The following is a 21,220-nucleotide window of genomic DNA, read 5'->3' on the forward strand; positions in this document are numbered from 1 at the left end:
AAAACCAAAGCACGTCATACGCCTTCCTCCTGACTGATGTAACGGAAGAAAAAGATCGAGAACGCGAGCAGAATGAGGAACACGACAACGGCAACCGCCGCACCCGCGCCGATATTGCCGACGGCGAAGGCTTGCTCATACACGTTCACGGTCAAGGTGCGCGTCCCTGCGTTCCCGCCTGTCAGCAAGAAAATGTCGTCGAATTTGTTGAACGTCCAAATAAACCGCAGCAAAAACAAAACCGAGAGGATGCCCAAGAGCTGTGGCAAGCTGAGGAACCAGAACTTCTGGAACGGACTCGCGCCATCCATATCCGCGGCCTCATAGATGCCCTCGTCAATGGATTGCATCCGCGCAAGGATAAACAGAAACGAGAGCGGGAAATAGCGCCAGATTTCAAAGATCGTCACCATGATCAGCGCGAGTGGCTTTTGCCCGAAAAAGTTGATCGGTCCTTCGCTCACGCCCATCTGCATCAACAAGGCATTTGCCGACCCCGAGAACGGATCGAACAGCGTGATCCACGTAAACGCCACCGCAATCACGGGCGACACATACGGAAAGAGATACAGACCCCGCAACACACCCTGACCGCTAAAGCTCTTGTTCAAAAGCATCGCAGCAAAGAGTCCAAACACCAGCGCACCGATGGTCCCGAAAACGGTGTAGAACATTGTCGCGCCGAACACGGCCCAGAACTCTGATCCGTCAAATACGACCCTGAAATTATCCAGCGTAAAGTCCAGATTGGTCAGGATGTTATCGGCATCACCTAATGCAACGACTTCGCTATCGCCGATGTCGGTATCTGCATCGATAAACTCCTGTGAAACCGTAACTTCGAGTAGGATATCATCGCGATATCCGCCCTCGATTTCGCCGATTTCACACTTCAATTCACGTCCGCTCAAGCTACAGCGCGGATCGACCTCTTGCACAGTTAACCCTTCGGTTAGCACATCCTGAAACACGACATTGCTAATCGGTGTATCTTGGCTGGAGTTGCGTAGACGATACCGTATCGTTGCCTCGTCCCCGCCAACCGCAGGCCGCCCGCGCAAGCTTTCCCTTACAATCGGAGTCGGTGCGCGCAGATCGGCCAGCTCGACTGGCTTAAAGCTGATCCAAAAGATCGAAAGAAGCGGCAAGATCACAACAAGCGCTACGCTGATAATTGTGGGCGCAAGTAGCCCCCACGCCAGCCTCGCCTCGCGTTTTTCCAACGCGCCCTTCCCTGTGGGGGGCATGTTTGGGGCATTGCTTGTTGTCATCTTGATACTCCGATAGGCCGAAGCGGCGCACATAGTCGCGCGCCGCTTCAATCCGCATTCTTAGTTGATTTTTGCAAGTTCTTCGTTCAGTGCGGCAACCGTCGCAGCGGCATCGCGCTGATCGTCGATATACTCACGAACCAGACGGTTGATGACCTGACTGTTGATCATTTTCGACGCAAGCCCGAGCTGCCCTTCGGCAACGCCCCAGCGCTGTGCAACGTCCAATCCACCAACGATTTCCTCAATCATTTCAGGCGCGTAAAGCTCGCTCAGAGGCGCCTTGCGATCAACTCCAACGTCCAGCTTGGACCAACCATCAACAAACGTCGTCGCGTTATCAGCCGTTCCGCGACGAACCGGGAATTTGCCCTCTGGTGCAATCGAAAGCGTAGACATATAGCCTTCGTCCATTGAGAACTTCACAAAATCCATCGCCGCATCTGTGTCCGCGTCCGAGGTGATCCCGAAGTAACGAACGTCGCCCCAAGCGGCACCATCGGGATTGGATGGGCCCGCGAAGTTGGTAACGATGCCAGTCGCAGCCGCCAAATCCTTGGACGTCGGATCATCGTTAATCGTGGGCGGAGCGGAGTCCCGCAGGCCAGCCAGCTCGTCAAGAATGAACGGCGACCAGATAATCATCGCCGCCTGTCCCGCGAAATAGAGCTCGCGCGACTGCTTCCAGTACAGCTCACCCGGAGGGGATGCCTTGGCGATGGCTTTATAGAAATCAAGCACTTCTATGGTTTTTGCTTCGTCCAGCGCCTCAAACCCTTCGGCACCAACGGGCGATACTCCATTGGCAAGGAAGACATGCTCAAGAACCTGACTCATGAAGCCTTCGTCAACCTTCGTCGCGGCGACAAAACCATACATCTCTGGCGGATTGTGCAGTGCCTCAACTGCGGCAAGCACCGCATCATAAGTGGTCGGAGCCTCTAGGCCCTTCTCGTCAAACAGATCCTTGCGATAGACAACCATCTGCGTCCAACCGTCAACAGGAACCGAAGCGGTGCCATCTTCGACCGCCGCGAGAGCAAGTGGACCAGGCGCGAATGTGTCTGCTCCAAGTTCTTCGATAACATCGGTCGCTGCATCTACATCGAGGATACCCGCATCAACCCACGGCAGTGCATATGAAAGCGGATGGTAAATCACATCGGGCAAATCACCCGCCGCGAACGCCGCCGTTGCACGTGTGCCAAGGTCGGTTTCTTCGACGGGAATGACCTCTACTGCGGTGCCTGTCTCCGCTTCGAACTGACTCGCCATTTCCTCTTGCTTCTCAAGGCGTTCGGGCTGGGTTTCTGTCGTCCAGAAACGGATCGTGTCGGCCGAAACCGCCCCCGCTCCAAGCACCAATCCCATTGAGGCGCCAAGCATGAGTTGCGCTGTTTTGCTTCTTAGTATCATTAACTTCTCCCTTATTGATTATTTCGTACTTACTATTTTCGCCAAGTCCCGAGCCGACATCATCGGCGGTCCATCGGAGGCGCGATTCACTAGAATCGCGTGATCCGTTTCCCGTAATTTCTGTGGTGGGGCCCCGCGCACTCGCTCAATCAACAAACGCGCCAATTGCGCCCCTGCCTGACGATTATCCACGGCATAGGTTGTGAGTGGCGGCTGCGCATATGCACCTTCGGGGATGCCGTCGTATCCGACAATCGACACCTCGCGCCCTGCTTGGAAATTGTACTTGGCCAAAGTGCGATAAGCACCCAGCGCCGCACGATCCAACGCACAGATAATCGCCGTGGGCGGCACAGGCAGGCGCATCAATCGCTCTGTAGCCTCTGCGCCAAGATCCTCGGTCACTGCGCCCGATTGAATATAGTCACGCTCCACGGTCAGGCCCGCTTTCGACATCCCCTCTTGATACCCAGCGCACCTCAGCCGGCTATAGTTATAGACATCGCCGCCGTTGATGAACGCGATCTGCTGATGCCCAAGCTGTGCCAAGTTTGCGACCGCGGCGCGCATCGCTGCACCACCCTGAATGTCATACCAAGCGCAATCCTCGTCGTCCTCTGTCCGCCCGAATAGCACGAACGGCACATTCAACGATCGCAGCAAATCAATCCGCCCATCCCGAATCCGTGTGCGTGGGAGGATAAACCCGTCAACTTTTCGCTCTTCGCTTAGCGACTTAAGCGCGGTGAGCATTGTTTCGGCTCCGGTTGCGGCACTCACGGTGAGTGTCCACCCTTGGGCCCCTACCTCTTGAGTGATCCCCTGTAGGAAATTCGAGAGGAACGGCGATTGCCCGTCGTACTCGTCCTCTTGCAACACAAGGCCCAAACTACGGACACGCCCTGTTCGAATTGCTTGGGCATGCGCGAGCGGGCGATAATCCATCTTGGCCGCCATTTTCTGGATGCGGGTGCGTGTTGCCTCACTAATGTCTGGATACCCGTTCAATGCGCGCGAAACCGTTCCCTTGGAAATGCCCAGCGCCTCGGCCACGTCCGAAATCGTCGCGCGCTTGTGCGAAACCCCACGGGCGACACCTTCAGGGATACTCGCCTGTGATGGCGTTGCGGCCAAGTTATATTGAGTAAAATCCCCCATTAACCTCAAACTCTTCACCGAAACCGGTTTCGGCAAGGCCTAATTTGACTTTAACTGCCTCAATTCATGCAAATGCCGAAATAACGGGCAGAGAGCGCCGCATATAAAGGCACAATTTTGTTACAGCTTACCCTTGCGTCGCCGCACCGCTCGTTGGGGACTTTCGCAATGCTACTCGCCGCCCTATAAGGTCAAAAAACCTTAGGAGACCTGCAATGCGGACCGCAAAAATCACGCGCAAGACAGCAGAGACGGATATCACCGTCGAGATCAATCTCGATGGAACGGGCAAGTACGACAACCAAACAGGCGTCGGCTTTTTCGATCATATGCTAGATCAACTCGGACGCCACGCGCTGATTGATCTTACGGTGCGCGCGTCGGGCGATCTCCATATTGATGACCACCACACCGTTGAGGATGTAGGTATCGCGATTGGTCAGGCCCTTACCAAGGCACTCGACGACAAGCGCGGCATCCGTCGCTATGGCTCTTTCTTGCTGGCCATGGATGATGCGCAAGTTCGCACCGCGCTCGACCTTTCGGCACGTCCATATTTCATCTGGAACGTCGATATGCCCACGCCCAAGATCGGCACATTCGACACCGAATTGGTTCGTGAGTTCTTTCAGGCGCTTAGCACCCACGGAGGCATCACTCTACACATCGACAAATTGCACGGCTTCAATAGCCACCACATCGCAGAAGCGACATTCAAGTCCGTTGCCCGCGCGCTGCGCGAAGCAATTGAGATCGACCCGCGCAAAGCGGATGCGATTCCCTCGACCAAAGGTGCGCTCTAGATGCTCACTGCGATCATTGATTACGATAGCGGTAATCTGCACTCGGCCGAGAAAGCGTTTCAGCGCATGGCGAATGAGACGAACGCAGGAAAGGTGATTGTCACCTCGGACCCTGCGGACGTTCTTAAGGCCGATCGCGTTGTCCTTCCGGGGGACGGCGCTTTCCCGGCGTGTAAAACGGAACTTTTTGAGCATACGGGACTGTTTGAGGCCTGCGAAGAAGTCGTGCGCAACAAGGGGCGCCCGTTCATGGGGATTTGTATCGGGATGCAGATGCTCTCGACCACGGGGCACGAGTATGAAGACACTGCGGGCTTTGACTGGATCGCAGGAGATGTCGTCAAGATCGAACCATCCGATCCCGCGCTCAAAGTACCGCATATGGGGTGGAATGACCTCATCATCAACGCCCCGCACGCGGTGCTGGAAGGTATCAAGACAGGCGATCACGCCTATTTTGTCCACTCCTACCATTTCCGCGTCAAAAACGCGGCTGATCGCTTGGCGCATGTCGATTACGCCGAAGAAATCACCGCCATCGTCGGGCGCGATAATATGATCGGGATGCAGTTTCATCCGGAGAAGTCCCAGCAAACGGGCCTGCGGATGATTGCGAATTTCCTTAGCTGGAAACCCTAACGGAATGCCCCGCACATCGCGGGGCACGCCATTGTGTTATTTTACACGCGCCCAAGTTTGCTTTTTGCAAATCGGCCCAATACAGCCCGAAACATTCAGACGGTCCCCATTGAGCGACATCTTGGATTTATAGACCTTGTCCTTGGACGGCTGCCAGATTTTGCCGTCACCGTAATCCCCGTTACCCTTGGCAGTCATATCCCAAACGAGATTCTTGCCGATGTTTCCGGACTTCCATTCGCCATCGGAATTAAAGGTCCGCGAGATGGTGCCACAAAATTTGTCGCCACATGGTTTGATCTCAACAAAGGCGAAGTTTCCCTCGTCCACTTGTGTCTGCCATGTCCCTTCAACGGGATCGGCGAGTGCGGCTCCTGCGGTCACGATAAGTGCGACGGCGGCTGTCAGTAGTCGTTTCATTCTGGTTCCTCCTATGAGCCGAACATTGGAGCGCGATCCCCTTGCCATGCAAGACTAACGTAAGGTCGCAAAAATCATGCGGAGGTTTTGCATTTAGGGAAAAACCGTGCCACAAGCGCGCAACACAGTACAACACAGGCCATTTCCATGATCCTCTACCCCGCGATTGATCTCAAAGACGGCAATGCCGTGCGTCTCTTTAAGGGAGACATGGACCAAACCACCGTCTTTAACGAAAACCCTGCCGCACAGGCGCTGGAGTTTGTCGAAGCAGGCTGTGAGTGGCTTCATCTGGTTGATCTGAATGGCGCCTTTGCAGGAGAGCCGGTAAACGCCGCCCCTGTCGAAGCGATTCTAGAGCAATGCAACGTCCCCGCACAATTGGGCGGCGGCATTCGCGACATGGCAACGATTGAACGCTGGATCAACAAAGGTCTTGCACGCGTAATCCTCGGCACGGTCGCGGTCGAAAATCCGGACCTCGTACGCGAAGCGGCGCGCGAATTCCCTGGTAAGGTCGCTGTGGGCATCGACGCGCGCAACGGTCGTGTTGCCACTAAGGGTTGGGCCGAAGAAACCGACGTTATGGTCACTGATCTTGCGCGTTCGTTCGAGGATGCCGGTGTCTGCGCCATTATCTACACAGACATCAACCGCGATGGCGCAATGCAGGGTCCGAATATCGAAGCGACTGCGGCGCTTGGCAATGCTGTTTCCATTCCAGTGATTGCCTCTGGCGGTGTGAGTTCACTTGCGGATCTGCGCGGCCTTCGCGACTGTGGTGCCCCGCTTAACGGTGCGATTTCGGGTCGCGCACTCTATGACGGTGCGATCAACCTCCCCGAAGCCCTCGCGATTCTCAAAGGTGAAACAGCCTAGAACGGCAACGGGGATTGCTCTATGAGGGAGCAACCGTTGATCAAGGACATAGAACATGCTGAAAACACGCATTATCCCCTGTCTCGATGTCGCCGAAGGGCGCGTGGTAAAGGGTGTGAACTTCGTTGATTTGATCGACGCGGGCGATCCTGTGGAAAGCGCCAAAGCGTATGATGCCGCCGGCGCGGACGAGTTGTGCTTCCTTGATATCAAAGCAACTCACGAGAACCGCGGCACCATGTACGATCTGGCCCGCCGCACCGCCGAGCACTGCTTTATGCCGCTGACCATTGGCGGCGGCGTGCGTACGCGCGAGGACGTACGCAAGCTGCTCCTCTCTGGTGCCGACAAAGTGAGCTTCAACTCCGCCGCTGTTGCCAACCCCGATGTGATCGCAGACGCCGCAAACCACTTTGGCAGCCAATGCATAGTTGTGGCAATTGACGCCAAAACCGTTTCTCCCGGCAAATGGGAGATTTTCACACACGGCGGACGCAAGGCCACGGGCATTGACGCTGTGGAATTTGCCAAGAACGTAGTTTCCAAGGGCGCAGGCGAAATTCTCCTGACCTCAATGGATCGCGATGGAACACGCGCTGGATTTAACCTTCCGCTTACCCGAGCCATATCGGACGCCGTATCCGTGCCCGTCATCGCATCGGGCGGCGTGGGCAATTTGGATCACCTTGTCGAAGGTGTAACCAAGGGCGGCGCATCTGCGGTGCTCGCGGCTTCTATCTTCCACTTTGGCGACTACACGATCCGCGAAGCCAAGGAACACATGGCCGCTAACGGCATCGACGTGAGGTTGAACGCATGAGCCAGATTACCAAACTCTCGGAAACAATTGCCTCTCGCGCTGCTGCGGACCCCGACAGTAGCTGGACGGCCAAACTCTTGGCCAAAGGCCCAGAAAAATGCGCCGAGAAATTCGGCGAAGAAGCGGTCGAAGCTATCATCGCCGCCGTGAAGGACGACAAGGACGAACTGGTGAAGGAAAGCGCTGATGTGCTTTTTCACCTGCTGGTGATGCTACAATCGCGCGGCGTTACCCTCGCCGAGGTCGAGGCCGAGCTTGCCCGACGCGAAGGCACATCAGGCATCGCAGAAAAAGCCGCGCGCTAGGCTCCGATCAAACGGGGATACTCGATTTTCGGGCAACGGTTCTGAATAACTGTAATGCCCTTCTGTTCGGCCAACGCCGCAGCTTCTGCGTTCTCAATCCCGAGCTGCATCCAGATAACCTTGAGGCAGGGCAGGCAATCGAGCGCCTCTTGCACCACGGGCAATACGTCTTCGCTCTTGCGGAAAATATCGACCATATCCACCGCCCCTTTGTCATCAATTGAACGCAGGTTCGGGCGCACGGTTTCGCCTAGCAATCTTTGCCCTTCATAAACGGGATTTACAGGAATTACCCGAAAGCCACGTTGAGTGAGAAACTCGGACACGTAATAGCTCGGCCTTGCTTGATTGCGAGACATCCCAACACAGGCGATGGTTTTCGTTTCGGTGAGAATTCGGCGCAGCAGCGCATCATCATAGGTCATAGCTCACGTTTATCCTCACAAATGCGCAAACAAAGAACGCCCGAGTTTGGGGAAAAACTCGGGCGCAGGTTGGAACGAGGGACAGTAGAGTATCGGGTGTTCCGGACCCGATTAGTAAACACTTGGGAACGATAGGAAAAAATTGAAGGTATCCTCAAGTTTTTGTGAAGGCTAAGCTAAAACCTTAGGCCAGTTCCCATCAGCCAGCGTGACATTTCCAGGAATATCCTGACGCCAAAGATCACGCACCGAAGTGTTGTAATTCAGATAAAGCCGCCCGTCGTGGACCGTCCACGCTTCTGGATCGGTTGGGGCAACGGCGCCCTGCGATACGGCATAGGCGCAATACCCGCCATATTTCGGCGCGTATTTATGTGGATTGGACATAAAGGTCTCTTGGTTCGCCATCGAGGCAAAAACCCACATCGCACCTTCCCACTTCAGAGCGTTTTCCATTGCGCCCTGCACGGGCTTGCCCTCTGTGAAATAGGCCACCGGGTCATAGCCGCTAATAGCGACGCCACCGTTGTTATAGACATAATCGGTGCCTGCGCGCGCAGCTGTTGCGACCCACGGCAAAGCAGCACCGTATGCGAGAATCTTTCGACGAGAAAACATGGGTTACCTTTCCTTTGGTACAAAGTTGACCAAAAACGATCGATAACCCAAGCCCCCTAACGCAACCGTGACCGATTGCGAGGGCCTTATGACACTACGTTAGGGCCGCACAGCGTATAGCGCGACCGCCGCAGCATTCGAAACATTCAACGATCCGAAATCTGCCGCAAACGGGATTTTTACTAGTTTATCAACAGTTTGCTTGGTCTTATCGCGCAATCCCGGCCCCTCGGCACCAAATACCAAGGCAATCGGGCGATCCCTCATACCCTCTACGGCTTCTTCAACGGTCATCTCCGCTTCACCATCCAACCCGAGCACCAAATACCCCATTTGTTGCAGTTTCTCGATGGAATCAGCCAGATTACGTACGCGAAGATACGGTTGACGCTCTAACGCGCCGGACGCCGTTTTCGCCAGCGCCCCTGTTTCCGGAGCAGAGTTACGCGCGGGCGCAATTACCGCACGCGCACCAAATACCTCAGCAGAGCGCAGAATAGCTCCTACGTTATGCGGATCCGTAACACGATCAAGCAGCAAGACACGCGGCACCTGACCATCGGCGGCCATACACGCGTCCTCAATTGCGCCCCAATCGAGCGGTTTCACCTCAAGCGCGGCACCTTGGTGCACGGACTGCGGATCAATCGGCGCATCAAACTTACGAGTCGAAACGATTTCAGGCTCCATCCCGCTCGCAATGATATCCTGCTCAAGTCGGTCATAGGCGTTTTTGGTCACAATGAGTCGCTTGCGCTCGCGGTTGGGGTTCCGCAACGCATCCCGCACAGCATGAATCCCGAACATCCAAACCGTCGCGGCCTTCGCCAGACGCTTTTCCTGCTCTTTTTCGATCACCCATTTAGGTTTTTCCATGGTCCAAAGCCCTCTATATCTTGCGCCGCGGACAATGCGCAGACAGCTTGTGCAGATGCAAGGTATTTTCCTGTTGACGCCCCATTCAAGGGCAGGTATCCCCTCCCTCGTTGGGCGACAGGCCGCAAGGTGTGGCAGGGGACTGTAACTCCCTCGAGGCGACTCACGCCTGGTTCGATTCCAGGGTCGCCCACCATTTCAACGCTGTGCGTTGTGAGATTGGCTTAGGAAATGTTCACGCATTTTCTAAGCCAATTTTCGTTGAAGCCACCTATTTCCATGCTCGCAACCGCGTTGATCTACTAACGCGCGAAATGATTTTAAGTCGTATTTGGCGCCAAACCAAAATCAATAGATTCGAATGAGAGACCCAAGATGTCGCCACTTTCCCTACTCGCCATGGCTCTGTTGCTCCCTTTCTCCGCATCAGCAGCGTCTGCGGATGACCTAAACCTAGAGGGCCTGACATGGACCGAGCAAAAATGCGTCCTCTATCAAAGCGCATGGGACTGGGCGCTCGCGAACTTGGGCACTGAAGATATTCGCCCGCAGTTTATTCAGCAGAACGACGCCTTCGTCGCCACGGGCTGCATTGAGCAACGCGAAGTATGCCCCCAGAGCGAAAAAGAGATCGAACTGGCAAATATGCTCACTGTGATGACAATGAACGAAGGAATGGCCAGCACCTTTGTCCCGTTCAATTGCCCTACTGTGTCGCAATAACACACGAAAAAGGGAGCCCCGAAAGGCTCCCTCCATTCCCGTCTTCACAGTCTGATCTTGGGAGGATCTAGAAGGGAGAGTCGGGGAAATAGAAGTCCGCAGCGTTTTCCTGAGTGATCAAAGTCGCACCAAGGATATAACGACCAGCAACCGGACCGTTCGATTTGAACGCGTTTACAGTTACGTCCATCGCAGTCGCGATCATTGAAGGTGGATACAGCACGTCGACTGGAACGAGCTCATCGCCATCCATGATACCTTTGATGGTTTCTTTCATACCTGCACCACCAACAACGAACATACCGTCGCCATCGCGCCCTGCTTGCTTAAGCGCAGCTACAACACCGATTGCGATGTCATCATCCTGAGCCCATACAGCGTCGATATCGGGGAAGCGGCTAAGGAAGTCCTGCATCACTTCAAAGCCATCGTCACGGTTCCAGTTGGCGTGCTTGTGGTCGAGAACGTTAACGCCAGAACCTTCCATTTCGGCCATGAACGCATCAAAACGCTCATTGTCGATCAGAGTTGGGATACCGCGAAGAACAACGATGTTGTCGCCATCTTTGAGGCGGGTCTTCATGTACTGAGCCGAAACGCGGCCAAGCTCGGGGTTGTTACCCGCAACATAGATGTCCTCGATACCCGGCAAGCTCAAACCACGGTCAACAACAGTGATCAACGCGCCAGTTTTCTTGACGTTCAGAACCGGATCAGTCAGCGGCTCACTCTCGAACGGCAGCACGACAAGCGCGTCGATTTGGTTAACCGATACAAGGTCCTCAATCGCAGAAGCCTGCGCACCTGGATCGGGCGAGTTCACCAAAATCAGATCAACGTCTGGATATAGCTCCTCAAGACGTTTTTCCGCCTGCTCTGCGTGCCAGTTCATACCAGCCGCCCAAGCATGTGTCGGTGTTGGATAAGAAACGCCGATCTTGATTGTGTCTTGTGCGAACGCAGACCCAGCGAGCATCATTGCCCCTGTCGCTGCGGCCACGAAAGTAGATTTAGTTAGTTTCATAGTCTTCCTCCCTGAGTTTGAAAGTTCACCCTAAGTGGTTGAACTCCCTTCTGTTGTGCGCCCTAAGCGTGGCGCACGGTGTTTAGCGCTAGGATTTCGGGGTCGTTTTCTTGCCCCAGTCTGCGCGCTGCAACCAAACAGCAACGATGATGATCAAGCCTTGCATCGTGCCATTCAGGTAATTCGAAATCATGTCGGTAAAGTTCAGGATATTGCCAATTGTCGTAAGAATAAGCGCCCCAAGGATCGTCCCACCGATGCGGCCATAACCACCCTTTAGAACCGTTCCGCCAATGATCACCGCGGCAATGGCCTCTAGCTCCCACAGAACACCAGTGGATGAGGACGCCGAACCAAGACGCGGCACATAGATGATCGTCGCAAGCGCCACACAGAGGCCCTGAATGACATATGTCCATGTTTTGATGCGGTCGACTTTGATCGCGGAATAACGCGCCACGCCCTCGGATGAACCGATCGCTGTGCAATAGCGGCCAAACGCGGTGCGATTAAGCAAGATCCAGCCAGCAATCGAAACAATGATGAACACCCAAACCGGAATCGGCAGCCCAAAGAACGCCTCATAGTAAACGGGTCGGTATGTCTCGCGGATACCATAGTCCAGCGAGAGCGTGCCGCCATCCGCGAAATACGTCACGAGCGAGCGGAAAATGCCCATTGTTCCGAGGGTTACGATAAAGGCTTCAATCTTCCCTTTGGTCGTAAGAAGACCATTCACCCAGCCAGCGCCTATACCAAGGATAATACTACACCCACAGCCAAGCAGCACCGTTGGCACGCCCGTCCCGAGTGTCTCGACCGCGCTGTTCATCACGATGATCATGACGCCCGCAATGACCGCCGCCATCGACCCAACCGAGAGGTCAATGCCGCCCGCCGTAATCACAAACGTCGCCCCCACCGCAATAATCCCGATGAACGCAGAACGTGTCAGAAGGTTGGTGATGTTCCCTTCGCTCAAAAACGCCGAATTGAGCGAGAACCCAATGATACAGAGCAAAATCAGCGCAATCGCCGGCCCTAGCGTTTTAAAATCTATATTCGATAGCCAACTCTTGGAGCCTTCTGTTGTCACTGCCTCAGACATCCCGCACTTCCTCCTTCAGACCAGCGGCATAGCGCACGATCTCTGTTTCATTGATGGCATCACCCGTCACGGCACCCATGATGCGCCCCTCACGCATCACGAATACACGATGACATATGCCAATAATTTCTGGCATCTCGGACGAAATCACGACGACCGACATGCCTTCTGCCGCCAAAGCAGCGATAAAATGGTAAATTTGCTGTTTGGTACCCACGTCGATACCGCGGGTCGGCTCGTCGATAATCACAACGCGCGGATCGCACTCCATGATTTTCGCAAGCAACAGCTTCTGCTGGTTCCCGCCCGACATATCGCCGGCCTTTACGTTTGGATCACGAGCGCGGATATCAAAGCGGCGAATTCCACGCGCGAGCGCCTTGGCCTCTGCCTTCTTGTCCAACAGCATGTTCTTCACAAACTTCGGAAGCGCCAAGAGCGTCAGGTTGCTCTGCATCCCCTGCTCAAGCAACAGCCCTTTTTCTTTGCGATCCTTCGTTAGATACACGATGCCCGCATCGCGCGCCTGTGCGACCGAACTAAAGCGAACCGGATCGCCGTCAAGCTTCACAGTACCGCCCAGAATTTCTGTCAAACCACAGATCGATTCAAATACTTCGGTCCGCCCAGATCCGATCAGCCCCGAGAAGCCCAGCACCTCACCCTTGCGCAGATCAAAACTAACGTCGCGAATATGCGCGGTTGTTAATCCCTCGACCTCAAGCACGCGGTCCGCATCAACATCGGCCTCATGCATCGGCGGGTACAAATCGGACAACTCGCGCCCAACCATCATCTGCGCCATTGCATCCAACGTGAATTCATGCGCGGGCTTCGTCGCAATCCACTGACCATCCCGAAGGATCGTCACGCGGTCCGAAATCGCCATAACCTCTTGCAGCTTATGCGACACAAACATGATCGCCGTCCCGCGTTCCTTCAGCAACGCAACCTGCTTAAAAAACACATCCGTTTCAGCCTCGGTCAAAACCGCTGTCGGCTCGTCCATGATCAAAACACGCGCATTGCGGCTGGTGGCTTTGACGATCTCCACCATTTGCTTTTGCGCAATCGACAGGCTGGAAATGCGCGACTTGGGTGAGATATCAAGCCCGACATCCGCAAACATCTTGGCCACTTGCGACGTCATCTCTGCGCGATCAAGGAACCCATTCTTGGTGATTTCACGGCCAAGGAAGATATTCTCCTCAACGGTCATTTGCTCAGCGAGGTTCAATTCCTGATGGATCAGCACGATCCCCAGATCCTCTGCCTGCCCGTTGGGTGGCAAAATGATCTCTTCGCCATCCACCCGCAACGTTCCAGACGTCGCCGGATGAAACCCCGAGAGAACCTTCATCAATGTTGATTTGCCGGCACCATTCTCACCGATCAGCGCATGGACTTCTCCGGCGCGCAGGTCAAAATTGATGCTAAACAAGACGGGAATCGTACCAAACGATTTACTTACCCGCTCTGCTGACAACACAGGCAACTCGTGCATAGCACCATCGGCCATGTATTTTCCTCCCCCAGACAATCCCTGCCCCTCCGCAAAAATCGTCGCCCTATGAAAACCTTTTCACAAATAATGTAAACCTTTTCAAATATTCCTGTAAACCTTTTCATTGGAATTTGTATCAACACGGATTAATATGTGGGAACCACAACGTATCCCACCGATAAATAACAGTTTTTATATATCGACGCGCAGAAAAGGCCCGCCTTCAAGTGGAGCAATCATCACAAAAACCAGCCACGATCGAAGATGTCGCCAAGCTCGCGGGTGTGTCCATCGCAACCGTCAGTCGGGCGATTCGCACCCCGTCCAAAGTCGCTGACAGCACCCGCAAGAAGGTCACCGCCGCAATTGCGCGTACGGGCTATACCGCCAATGCCATGGCCCAGAACCTTAGGATGCAGCGTTCGCAAATGGTGATGGTTCTGGCCCAGTCGATTTCCGATCCAAACTTCCCCGGCATCCTCACCGGTCTTGAGAAAGTCGCCAAAGCTCGCGGCTATGGTGTTCTCATCGGCAACACCGAAGCCGACGTATTACTCGAGGAAAAACACCTACGATTTCTTTCGACGGGAATGGCAGACGGGCTCATTCTCTTGACGGGGCACCTTCCCGTCGCTGGCTGGCTTCAACACCCGACAACGACGATCCCGCCCATGGTTGCCGCCGCCCGTCCGATCAATCGCCCAGACGTCAGCTATGTGGGCATAAATGATGCCGCTGCCGCCAAGGTCGCAACGGACTACCTTATTTCTTTGGGCCATGAGCGCATCATCTATGTCTCTGGCCCTCCGGGAGATGCCCTGTCCGAACAACGCCACCGCGGCTATTGCGAAGCCCTTACTGAGGCCTACGATCAGAGTTCCGTCTGGCGCATCCAAGGCGATGGCACCACAGAGGGCGGGCGCAGCGTGATTGAACGCCTCTTTATCCGCGACACGCTCCCAACGGCGTTTTTCTGTTACAACGACAACACTGCAATCGGTGTGATTTCGGCCCTACAATCACGCGGTTGCCATGTGCCCGATGACTTCTCGGTGGTCGGTTTTGACGACATCCCATTCGCCAATAACATCACCCCATCCCTGACCACCATTCGCCAACCCCGTAGCCAAATCGGCGAAATCGCCATGACGCATTTGCTGGATTTCCTCCCGACGCGCAGTATCCCACAAGAAACGTCCCTCCTACACGGAGATCTCATCGTGCGCGGCTCCTGCTCTGCTCCGCGCACCACTTCGCTGGATGAGGTTTCGAAGATTTTTAAACGATAGGATTAACCATGATCGAACTCCTGATGTCTCCCCAAGCATGGGCCGCATTCCTTGCGCTCGTCACGCTGGAAATCGTTCTGGGAATCGACAATCTCGTGTTTATCTCCATCGTTTCCAACAAGCTCCCCGAAAAACAGCAGCGCACCGCACAGCGTTTGGGCATCTCGCTCGCGCTCATTTTGCGGCTCGCGCTTTTGTCGATCATTGCGTGGATTGCTGGCCTGACGGAACCAGTGTTCGACCTCGGCGTGACGGGTCCGATTGATTCCCACGGCGTACCTGCATTCGAAACGGCATTCTCTTGGCGCGACATAATCCTAATCTGCGGCGGGGTTTTCCTTGTCTGGAAGTCCACGACCGAAATTCAACACAAGGTTCAACCCGCCCCCGCCGACACCATGTTCAAAGAGAAAATCGCACCCAGCTTTACTGCCGTCGTCATCCAAATCCTACTTCTGGACGCAGTGTTTTCTTTCGATAGCATCCTTACGGCGATCGGGATGACGAACCACTTGCCGATTATGGTTGCCGCCGTTGTCGTCGCGGTTGCCGTAATGTTTTTTGCCGCCAACCCCGTGTCCAAATTCATTAACTCCAACCCAACGGTTGTCATGCTGGCTTTGGCGTTTCTGCTTATGATCGGAATGGTTTTGATTGCCGATGGTTTCGGACACCACTTCCCCAAAGGATATATTTACACCGCGATGGCGTTCGCCGGGTTCGTTGAATTCCTGAACATGCTGGCACGGAACAGGCGGGACAAAGCCGCCTGATCAATAATTCGTATCAAAGAAAATCCCGATTGAAGAATTGCCGTCGTCGGTGGTTGTCCCTTTGACTGTAAACTTGGAGGTCAGATCCAAGTTCAGCGAGATCTCGGTCTCGCCCTCGGAATTCACCGCAATATCAGAATAGACGTTATCTGAAATCCGCTTGCCGACACGCAGAGTGGCATTACCATCTTCATCGGAGTCAATCTCCAGATCATCTACCGGAATCGCATTCCGCAAATCAGACAGAACGCCGCTTCCTTTCCCCGCCAAGGTCGCAATCGCGGACGCAAGCTGAAGCGCTTGGAAGCCGGATATATCCTCGATGCTCTCACCAAAGAAGATCAACGCAAGAACCTCGTCTTCTGGTGCCGCTGGCGTAGACGTGAAAGTAATCTCAGGGTCAGACAACTGCCCACCCACCTCAATTGCGGCAGAGCCCTGTGGAATCGGAGTGGTGGCGATCAGGCTTAGGCGCGGATCGAGGTTTCCTTCGAAACGGATTTCCCCGTCGCTGAGCTCGAACCGTTTCTCAAGCACAAGAATCCGACCACGACGAAGCTCAAAAGCGCCAATCGAAACGATGTTCTTGATGGTTCCGGTAATGGTTAATTCGCCACCAAGTTCCGCATCAATACCCCGCCCGCGAATGAAAATCCGATCTGGAGCCGAAACTCTAATGTTCAACGGATACTCCGGCCCCGCGTTCGCGCGCTGTGTGGCCTCCTGTACCGATTGTGCCAAGCCTGCCCGCTCAAGAGTTACTTGAACCGCGGGCGAAGCCCCTATGTGATCCATCGGTGGAATGTCGGTTACCGACGCCACACCGCCCGACGGCACGGATACAAGCGTCTCTCCGATATTGATATCGCCCGATATCGTTGCTCCACCCTTCAACGGGCCATCGACGGTAATGTCGCCATTCACGACAGTTGAAAAGAGGTCCGCACGCTCAAGCCGAACCGACTGAATCAGCACTTCAAGATTGCCGTTGAAATCAGAAACAAGCGAAACGCCACCCTGCACGCCAATCGTCCCGCCAGAGGAAACCTGCGCGTTGATGTCGATATTCGCAAAGGAGCTGCTAAGGTTGATATTCCCCGCTATGTCACGCAGCCCCGCCTCAAGGCTCGGCGTATTAAACTCGCCGCTCGAAATATTGACCTGCCCCGAAACCGCATCAAGCGCAGGAGGGCCGTTAATCGCAAGGTCAAACTCGGCGTTCCCGCGGATGGTCTGAGGTTCAATGAATGGATTGGCAACGGCAAGCGGCGCCCGTCCGTTTACGGCCATATCCAGTTCGGTATTCTCATCAACTTTCCCGTTGAAGGCCGCCGAAATCCCCATTGATCCTTCAAGCGTACCATCGACGAGCCAGTCCGTGCCTTGCCGCTCAACTGTTCCCGCAAGGTCCGCGCTTCCGGGCAATTCAGAAACGATTGCCCCGAAGTTGTCCAAATGCGCCGCCACATCGAGCTTCACATCCTCTCCGGAAACAAGCCCATCGACATTCGCGGTCGTCCCCAATGGGCCTTCTAGGTTTGCTGATACCTGAAGCCCTTCCTCTGTTTGCGTACCGTTACCCCGCATTGCCAGCGGACCGGGATAGGCGGGCAAAATAACTCCAACATCACGCAGGTTCGCATCGTAATTGAACGCAATCGCGTCTGACGAAACCGTTGCATCCGCGCTCGCGGTTACCTCTGGCGTCGAGAGATTAAACTGCCGAAGCGCTGCCCCCTCGCTGTCACGCATCGCATCAATAAAGAGCGTACCTTGCCCCGCGATAAGCGCATCTACTTGTTCAATTCCAACCGTCAAGTCATTGGTTTCGCCTTGAACTTTCAGATCAAAGGTCCCTGCCAAGGGCGCAACATCCCCTGTTAGAGAAACGTTTGCCAAACCGGATATCGGCCGCCCAGCAAGACGCGAGAACCGCGCGATATCATCCGCGAGTAAATTCGCCTGAATTTCCGTCGGCAGACCATCGGCCAGCGCACCAATACTCAGATCGCCAGTCAAGGTCGCCCCCAGAGCGTTCAGATTCACGCCGCTCACGATCAGCGGTTGTAGCGGACGATACTCAACCCGCGCGCGGCCCTTAAGCTCTGAACCGAGCGCCGTGTCCAAATCTGGATCGTTCAGCGTTAATCCCTTCGTATTAAAAGAGATATTTGCATCAACTGCCCTTACACTTGTGCCTTCTGATTCAAATTGCCCCGCAACACCAAGGCGCGCCGCATCAATTTCGATATCTCCCTGTTCAAAGCCAACAATGTCCAGATTCCCTTGCCAACGATCCCCTTTATGGGCGTCGTAGGTCAATTTTAGGTTAACATCGTCAACAAAGGTTTCCGCCCCCGGAATAGGGAGCAAAACGGGCGTACCATCGGCGGATTTAATTTCCCCTGCTACGTCAATCAGCACTGGCCAAGAATCTGCCGTTAGCCGTACCCTACCCGCCAAATCCAAGGTTTTCGCGTTAAGCGCAAATTCCTCAATGTCCAGCGCACCGCTTGGTTCAAGATAGCCATCGAGCTTCACCTTCAAATCAGGACCGAAAAAGTCATGATAGTCTGGCGCCAGAAGTGCAGTAACATCCCCCCCGAGGTCCAGAACAAAATGCTGTGATACTTCAACAGGTTCCGCGCCACCGCTCGCGTCATCCTGCCCGTCTTCGAACACTTCTTGATAGAGCCGGCCAGTCCCTTCAATGCGGTTCACACCGTCACTCGCAAGGAAGAAATCCGCCTGAAAATCAGACAGATCCCCCTGCCCCGTGATCGACGCCTCTAGCGCCGGCGCATTCGGGATTTTTGCAAGCGTAGCAACGATCCCGTCTTTGTCTTCCTGAAAATCGAAATCGACATTGAGCGACTGTGATTCAGAGGTATAGGTGGTGTCCAATGCGAAGGTGCCGATCTCTCCATCCGTGCGCAGCGCAATCACTTTGGCGTGGCCAGAACCGTCCTCAAGCGATGCCGACGCAACCAAACTCAGCGCAAGCGGCATCCCCAGAATATCGTCGCCCAGCACCACTTCCGGCGAACTGACGTTGTCGATATTGATCGAAACAGGCAACTCGGGGAGCGCGAAACCACTTGCTTCGGGAGTCGGCGCTTCTGACGGTGGGGCGATTGGCTTGCGCAGTACTTCGATGCGCGCCGCGGTCAGTTCCTTAACTTCGAACCGCCCCCGCAACAGCGCCGCGCGCTGCCAGTTCAGGCTTGCGTCTTCAATAGAGAGCCAGATCCCCTCACTATCGGCCACAGTCAATTTGGCCATAGTGGCCGTAGAACTTAGCGCGCCTCTGAAACCTGAAATCTTAACAGTACGACCTTCCGCACTCAGCGTTTCCTCAATCTTGTTCGAAAGGAATCCGCCCTCGTCTTCATCCTGCGAAAAGGCGGGCGTTGTCAGGCCAAGGCATACTGCACCAACGAGAATGTAATGTCTCAAAACGCTTCTCCAATTCCGATGTAGATTTGGATGTCGCCACCGCTGCTCTCGCCATAAATCGGCGTCGCGATGTCAAACCGAAGCGGGCCAAGCCCAGTGTTGTAGCGCGCGCCAACACCGGCGCCGCTGTGCCACTCGCCACTTGAGCCATCGGGGAACTCCTCGGCCCCGATGTACCCCGCATCAACAAATCCGACCAGCCCAAGACCGCTTTCACGCGTGTACCGGAACTCTGCCGACGCGCCAAGGAAGCTGCGCCCACCAACGACCGTAACGCCATTTTGCTGAAGCCCGATAGACTGATAGGGGAAGCCGCGCACCGTATCACTACCACCTGAATAGAACAGCATCCCTGCGGGTGTGTCCTCAATGGATGATCCGTAAATCGAGCCAATCTGTCCGCGAAACGCCATGACCATGCTCTCGCCAAGCGAATAATACGTCCGCGCATCCACGAACGACCGCAGGCCACTCCGCTCGCCATCCGCGCCAATAAACGGCAAGAGCGACGGCGCTACGTAATATCCGCTCGTTGGACGAAGCGGATCGTCCCGCTTATCGAGCGTTCCCTGATAAATACCTGAGAACAGCGTGTACTCATCTTCGCCAAAGAAATCCTTTTCGCGCTGATGACTTGCTGCAAGCACGAACTCATACTCATATGTGTCCGATACGTACCGTTTGATACCGACTGCGAGGCCAATACGGTCAAGATCGTATGTTTCTTCACTTTTCGAGAGCGCCTGCCCCTGAACAACAAAGTCTGTATCTCTTGAGAATGTCGCCGGACGCTCAAAACGCGCAGTCAGGTTATATTCCTCTCGCTCGGTCACACTTCCGATTCCGTTGATCTCTCCCGAAAGCTTGAGGCGCTCCGCCCCGCCCATAAGGTTCCGGTGCACCCAGTAGGTCGAAAGCGACGCACCATCTTCGTTCGACAGTTCCGCGCCAAATCCGAACCTGCGTGGCAGTTGCTCCTCGACGACAGCATCAAAATCCAGATTACCGTTCGCGTCGATCGTTTCACCTTCTTCCAAGATCACCGAGCTAAAGGCATCCGTTCGGCGCAAGCGATTCTCAGCGTCTTTGATGTCTTCGGGGGAATAGACTTTCCCCTGCTCCAGCCCCATGATCTCAATGATGCGCTGGCTGCGCACATCCTGATTGCCCGAAACGGTAATGTTCCCGATCCGCGCCTGCCGCCCTGTGGCCAAACTCACCTCGGCGTTGAAAATGTTGCTGTTATGATTAACGGTGTACTTCTGTTCGTTGGGTTCAACCTTGGGGTAACCCTCGTCCTTCCAATCGGAAACGGCGACTTTCACGGTATCCTCAAGGACCTTCGTGCTGGCGGTCTGTCCCGTCGCGAACTCTGTCGGGAGAACAGTTTTACGCGCAAGCGGAGCAATCTGCGTGCGCCCGAACTTGAACTCGCTCCCCGTCTGAACCGTCACAACCGCCCGCGCGATGCTCTTGGGAGGCGTAACAGTCGAAATGTCACTCGCTTCGCGTCCATCCAGCTTGATTGACACGACCGAGCTAAAATACCCGTCCTCATACAAGGCGGCGAGAATACGTTGATAATCGGAATGCGCCGACGACAGAATTTCGAGCGGCTTGGGTGCTTCGTTTTCGGCAAGTTGTGAAAGCAGCGTCTGCTCGGTTACGCGCTCCTGCAATTCCTCCGATGCCGGAGACAAACTGAGCGTAAAC

20 protein-coding genes and 1 tRNA gene are annotated in these 21,220 nt (G+C 54.8%); 9 read left to right on the top strand and 12 right to left on the bottom strand.

The features are described from left to right. Nucleotides 1-14 precede the first annotated feature (14 nt). From ACFE33_RS10695 to ACFE33_RS10705, 3 genes are read right to left on the bottom strand one after another with little or no spacing between them, the layout of a single operon-like run. The gene (locus ACFE33_RS10695) at nt 15-1,271 is read right to left on the bottom strand and encodes an ABC transporter permease subunit (RefSeq protein ID WP_380053134.1); all 1,257 of its coding nucleotides are present in this window, start codon (nt 1,269-1,271) and stop codon (nt 15-17) included. Nucleotides 1,272-1,331: 60 nt separating this feature from the next. Continuing rightward, nucleotides 1,332-2,687 (bottom strand): ABC transporter substrate-binding protein, encoded by a 1,356-nt coding sequence (locus tag ACFE33_RS10700; protein ID WP_380053136.1) that lies wholly within the window; start codon nt 2,685-2,687, stop codon nt 1,332-1,334. Nucleotides 2,688-2,705: 18 nt separating this feature from the next. Further along, nucleotides 2,706-3,845, bottom strand: a complete 1,140-nt coding sequence (locus tag ACFE33_RS10705; protein ID WP_380053138.1) for a LacI family DNA-binding transcriptional regulator — start codon at nt 3,843-3,845, stop codon at nt 2,706-2,708. 215 nt (nt 3,846-4,060) lie between these two features. Between ACFE33_RS10705 and hisB the strand changes: the two genes are divergently transcribed. Next, a complete protein-coding gene (gene hisB / locus ACFE33_RS10710; protein WP_380053140.1) occupies nt 4,061-4,648 on the top strand; it encodes an imidazoleglycerol-phosphate dehydratase HisB in 588 nt (195 codons plus the stop codon). After that, a complete protein-coding gene (gene hisH, locus ACFE33_RS10715; RefSeq protein WP_380053142.1) occupies nt 4,649-5,287 on the top strand; it encodes an imidazole glycerol phosphate synthase subunit HisH in 639 nt (212 codons plus the stop codon). A 36-nt stretch (nt 5,288-5,323) separates the two neighbouring features. On the opposite strand, the gene ACFE33_RS10720 is transcribed toward hisH, so the two are convergent. Next, nucleotides 5,324-5,707: a DUF2147 domain-containing protein gene (locus ACFE33_RS10720; RefSeq protein ID WP_380053144.1), complete on the bottom strand. Its 384-nt coding sequence runs from the start codon at nt 5,705-5,707 to the stop codon at nt 5,324-5,326. Between the two features lie 147 nt (nt 5,708-5,854). Between ACFE33_RS10720 and hisA the strand changes: the two genes are divergently transcribed. Genes hisA through ACFE33_RS10735 form a run of 3 tightly spaced genes read left to right on the top strand, consistent with a single transcriptional unit; the run spans nt 5,855 to nt 7,711 of the window. Further along, nucleotides 5,855-6,586 carry a 1-(5-phosphoribosyl)-5-[(5-phosphoribosylamino)methylideneamino]imidazole-4-carboxamide isomerase gene (gene hisA, locus ACFE33_RS10725; RefSeq protein WP_380053146.1) on the top strand — a complete coding sequence of 244 codons (732 nt, stop codon included), beginning with the start codon at nt 5,855-5,857 and terminating at the stop codon, nt 6,584-6,586. A 55-nt stretch (nt 6,587-6,641) separates the two neighbouring features. Beyond that, a complete protein-coding gene (gene hisF / locus ACFE33_RS10730) occupies nt 6,642-7,406 on the top strand; it encodes an imidazole glycerol phosphate synthase subunit HisF (RefSeq protein WP_380053148.1) in 765 nt (254 codons plus the stop codon). After that, nucleotides 7,403-7,711, top strand: coding sequence for a phosphoribosyl-ATP diphosphatase (locus ACFE33_RS10735; RefSeq protein WP_380053150.1), 309 nt, complete (start codon nt 7,403-7,405; stop codon nt 7,709-7,711). The genes hisF and ACFE33_RS10735 overlap by 4 nt, the downstream gene beginning before the upstream one ends. On the opposite strand, the gene ACFE33_RS10740 is transcribed toward ACFE33_RS10735, so the two are convergent. From ACFE33_RS10740 to rlmB, 3 genes are all read right to left on the bottom strand, one after another. Next, nucleotides 7,708-8,136: a CoA-binding protein gene (locus tag ACFE33_RS10740; RefSeq protein ID WP_380053152.1), complete on the bottom strand. Its 429-nt coding sequence runs from the start codon at nt 8,134-8,136 to the stop codon at nt 7,708-7,710. The genes ACFE33_RS10735 and ACFE33_RS10740 overlap by 4 nt on opposite strands. Nucleotides 8,137-8,307: 171 nt before the next feature. Then, nucleotides 8,308-8,754, bottom strand: a complete 447-nt coding sequence (locus tag ACFE33_RS10745) for a YHS domain-containing (seleno)protein (RefSeq protein WP_380053154.1) — start codon at nt 8,752-8,754, stop codon at nt 8,308-8,310. A 99-nt stretch (nt 8,755-8,853) separates the two neighbouring features. Beyond that, nucleotides 8,854-9,630: a 23S rRNA (guanosine(2251)-2'-O)-methyltransferase RlmB gene (rlmB, locus tag ACFE33_RS10750; protein ID WP_380053156.1), complete on the bottom strand. Its 777-nt coding sequence runs from the start codon at nt 9,628-9,630 to the stop codon at nt 8,854-8,856. A 112-nt stretch (nt 9,631-9,742) separates the two neighbouring features. Between rlmB and ACFE33_RS10755 the strand changes: the two genes are divergently transcribed. Beyond that, nucleotides 9,743-9,826, top strand: a tRNA-Tyr gene (locus tag ACFE33_RS10755). Nucleotides 9,827-10,005: 179 nt separating this feature from the next. Next, entirely contained in the window at nt 10,006-10,353 is a 348-nt protein-coding gene (locus ACFE33_RS10760) for a hypothetical protein (protein WP_380053158.1), read from the top strand. A 67-nt stretch (nt 10,354-10,420) separates the two neighbouring features. Here ACFE33_RS10760 and ACFE33_RS10765 read toward each other — a convergent pair whose 3' ends face one another. The 3 genes from ACFE33_RS10765 to ACFE33_RS10775 form a co-directional block, all read right to left on the bottom strand. Beyond that, complete coding sequence (locus tag ACFE33_RS10765; protein WP_380053160.1) at nt 10,421-11,377, bottom strand: substrate-binding domain-containing protein; 957 nt, start codon at nt 11,375-11,377, stop codon at nt 10,421-10,423. Between the two features lie 88 nt (nt 11,378-11,465). Continuing rightward, nucleotides 11,466-12,485, bottom strand: a complete 1,020-nt coding sequence (locus tag ACFE33_RS10770; RefSeq protein WP_380053162.1) for an ABC transporter permease — start codon at nt 12,483-12,485, stop codon at nt 11,466-11,468. Then, nucleotides 12,478-14,004 carry a sugar ABC transporter ATP-binding protein gene (locus ACFE33_RS10775; RefSeq protein WP_380053164.1) on the bottom strand — a complete coding sequence of 509 codons (1,527 nt, stop codon included), beginning with the start codon at nt 14,002-14,004 and terminating at the stop codon, nt 12,478-12,480. The genes ACFE33_RS10770 and ACFE33_RS10775 overlap by 8 nt, the downstream gene beginning before the upstream one ends. Nucleotides 14,005-14,216: 212 nt before the next feature. Between ACFE33_RS10775 and ACFE33_RS10780 the strand changes: the two genes are divergently transcribed. Next, nucleotides 14,217-15,278 carry a LacI family DNA-binding transcriptional regulator gene (locus ACFE33_RS10780; protein WP_380053166.1) on the top strand — a complete coding sequence of 354 codons (1,062 nt, stop codon included), beginning with the start codon at nt 14,217-14,219 and terminating at the stop codon, nt 15,276-15,278. A gap of 8 nt (nt 15,279-15,286) precedes the next feature. Further along, entirely contained in the window at nt 15,287-16,051 is a 765-nt protein-coding gene (locus tag ACFE33_RS10785) for a TerC family protein (RefSeq protein ID WP_380053168.1), read from the top strand. Here the strand turns inward: ACFE33_RS10785 and ACFE33_RS10790 are convergent, their stop codons facing one another. Beyond that, a complete protein-coding gene (locus ACFE33_RS10790) occupies nt 16,052-19,507 on the bottom strand; it encodes a translocation/assembly module TamB domain-containing protein (protein ID WP_380053170.1) in 3,456 nt (1,151 codons plus the stop codon). It abuts the gene before it with no gap. Next, a complete protein-coding gene (locus ACFE33_RS10795) occupies nt 19,504-21,207 on the bottom strand; it encodes an autotransporter assembly complex family protein (protein WP_380053172.1) in 1,704 nt (567 codons plus the stop codon). The genes ACFE33_RS10790 and ACFE33_RS10795 overlap by 4 nt, the downstream gene beginning before the upstream one ends. Nucleotides 21,208-21,220: the final 13 nt, after the last annotated feature.

The sequence above is a fragment of the Falsihalocynthiibacter sp. SS001 genome (assembly GCF_042445055.1).
GTDB lineage: Bacteria > Pseudomonadota > Alphaproteobacteria > Rhodobacterales > Rhodobacteraceae > Falsihalocynthiibacter.

Bases quoted from the DNA above. Each gene is read 5' to 3' on its own strand.
- ACFE33_RS10695 (WP_380053134.1), bottom strand. From the start codon at position 1,271: ATGACAACAAGCAATGCCCCAAACATGCCCCCCACAGGGAAGGGCGCG.
- ACFE33_RS10700 (WP_380053136.1), bottom strand. From the start codon at position 2,687: ATGATACTAAGAAGCAAAACAGCGCAACTCATGCTTGGCGCCTCAATG.
- ACFE33_RS10705 (WP_380053138.1), bottom strand. From the start codon at position 3,845: ATGGGGGATTTTACTCAATATAACTTGGCCGCAACGCCATCACAGGCG.
- hisB (WP_380053140.1), top strand. From the start codon at position 4,061: ATGCGGACCGCAAAAATCACGCGCAAGACAGCAGAGACGGATATCACC.
- hisH (WP_380053142.1), top strand. From the start codon at position 4,649: ATGCTCACTGCGATCATTGATTACGATAGCGGTAATCTGCACTCGGCC.
- ACFE33_RS10720 (WP_380053144.1), bottom strand. From the start codon at position 5,707: ATGAAACGACTACTGACAGCCGCCGTCGCACTTATCGTGACCGCAGGA.
- hisA (WP_380053146.1), top strand. From the start codon at position 5,855: ATGATCCTCTACCCCGCGATTGATCTCAAAGACGGCAATGCCGTGCGT.
- hisF (WP_380053148.1), top strand. From the start codon at position 6,642: ATGCTGAAAACACGCATTATCCCCTGTCTCGATGTCGCCGAAGGGCGC.
- ACFE33_RS10735 (WP_380053150.1), top strand. From the start codon at position 7,403: ATGAGCCAGATTACCAAACTCTCGGAAACAATTGCCTCTCGCGCTGCT.
- ACFE33_RS10740 (WP_380053152.1), bottom strand. From the start codon at position 8,136: ATGACCTATGATGATGCGCTGCTGCGCCGAATTCTCACCGAAACGAAA.
- ACFE33_RS10745 (WP_380053154.1), bottom strand. From the start codon at position 8,754: ATGTTTTCTCGTCGAAAGATTCTCGCATACGGTGCTGCTTTGCCGTGG.
- rlmB (WP_380053156.1), bottom strand. From the start codon at position 9,630: ATGGAAAAACCTAAATGGGTGATCGAAAAAGAGCAGGAAAAGCGTCTG.
- ACFE33_RS10760 (WP_380053158.1), top strand. From the start codon at position 10,006: ATGTCGCCACTTTCCCTACTCGCCATGGCTCTGTTGCTCCCTTTCTCC.
- ACFE33_RS10765 (WP_380053160.1), bottom strand. From the start codon at position 11,377: ATGAAACTAACTAAATCTACTTTCGTGGCCGCAGCGACAGGGGCAATG.
- ACFE33_RS10770 (WP_380053162.1), bottom strand. From the start codon at position 12,485: ATGTCTGAGGCAGTGACAACAGAAGGCTCCAAGAGTTGGCTATCGAAT.
- ACFE33_RS10775 (WP_380053164.1), bottom strand. From the start codon at position 14,004: ATGGCCGATGGTGCTATGCACGAGTTGCCTGTGTTGTCAGCAGAGCGG.
- ACFE33_RS10785 (WP_380053168.1), top strand. From the start codon at position 15,287: ATGATCGAACTCCTGATGTCTCCCCAAGCATGGGCCGCATTCCTTGCG.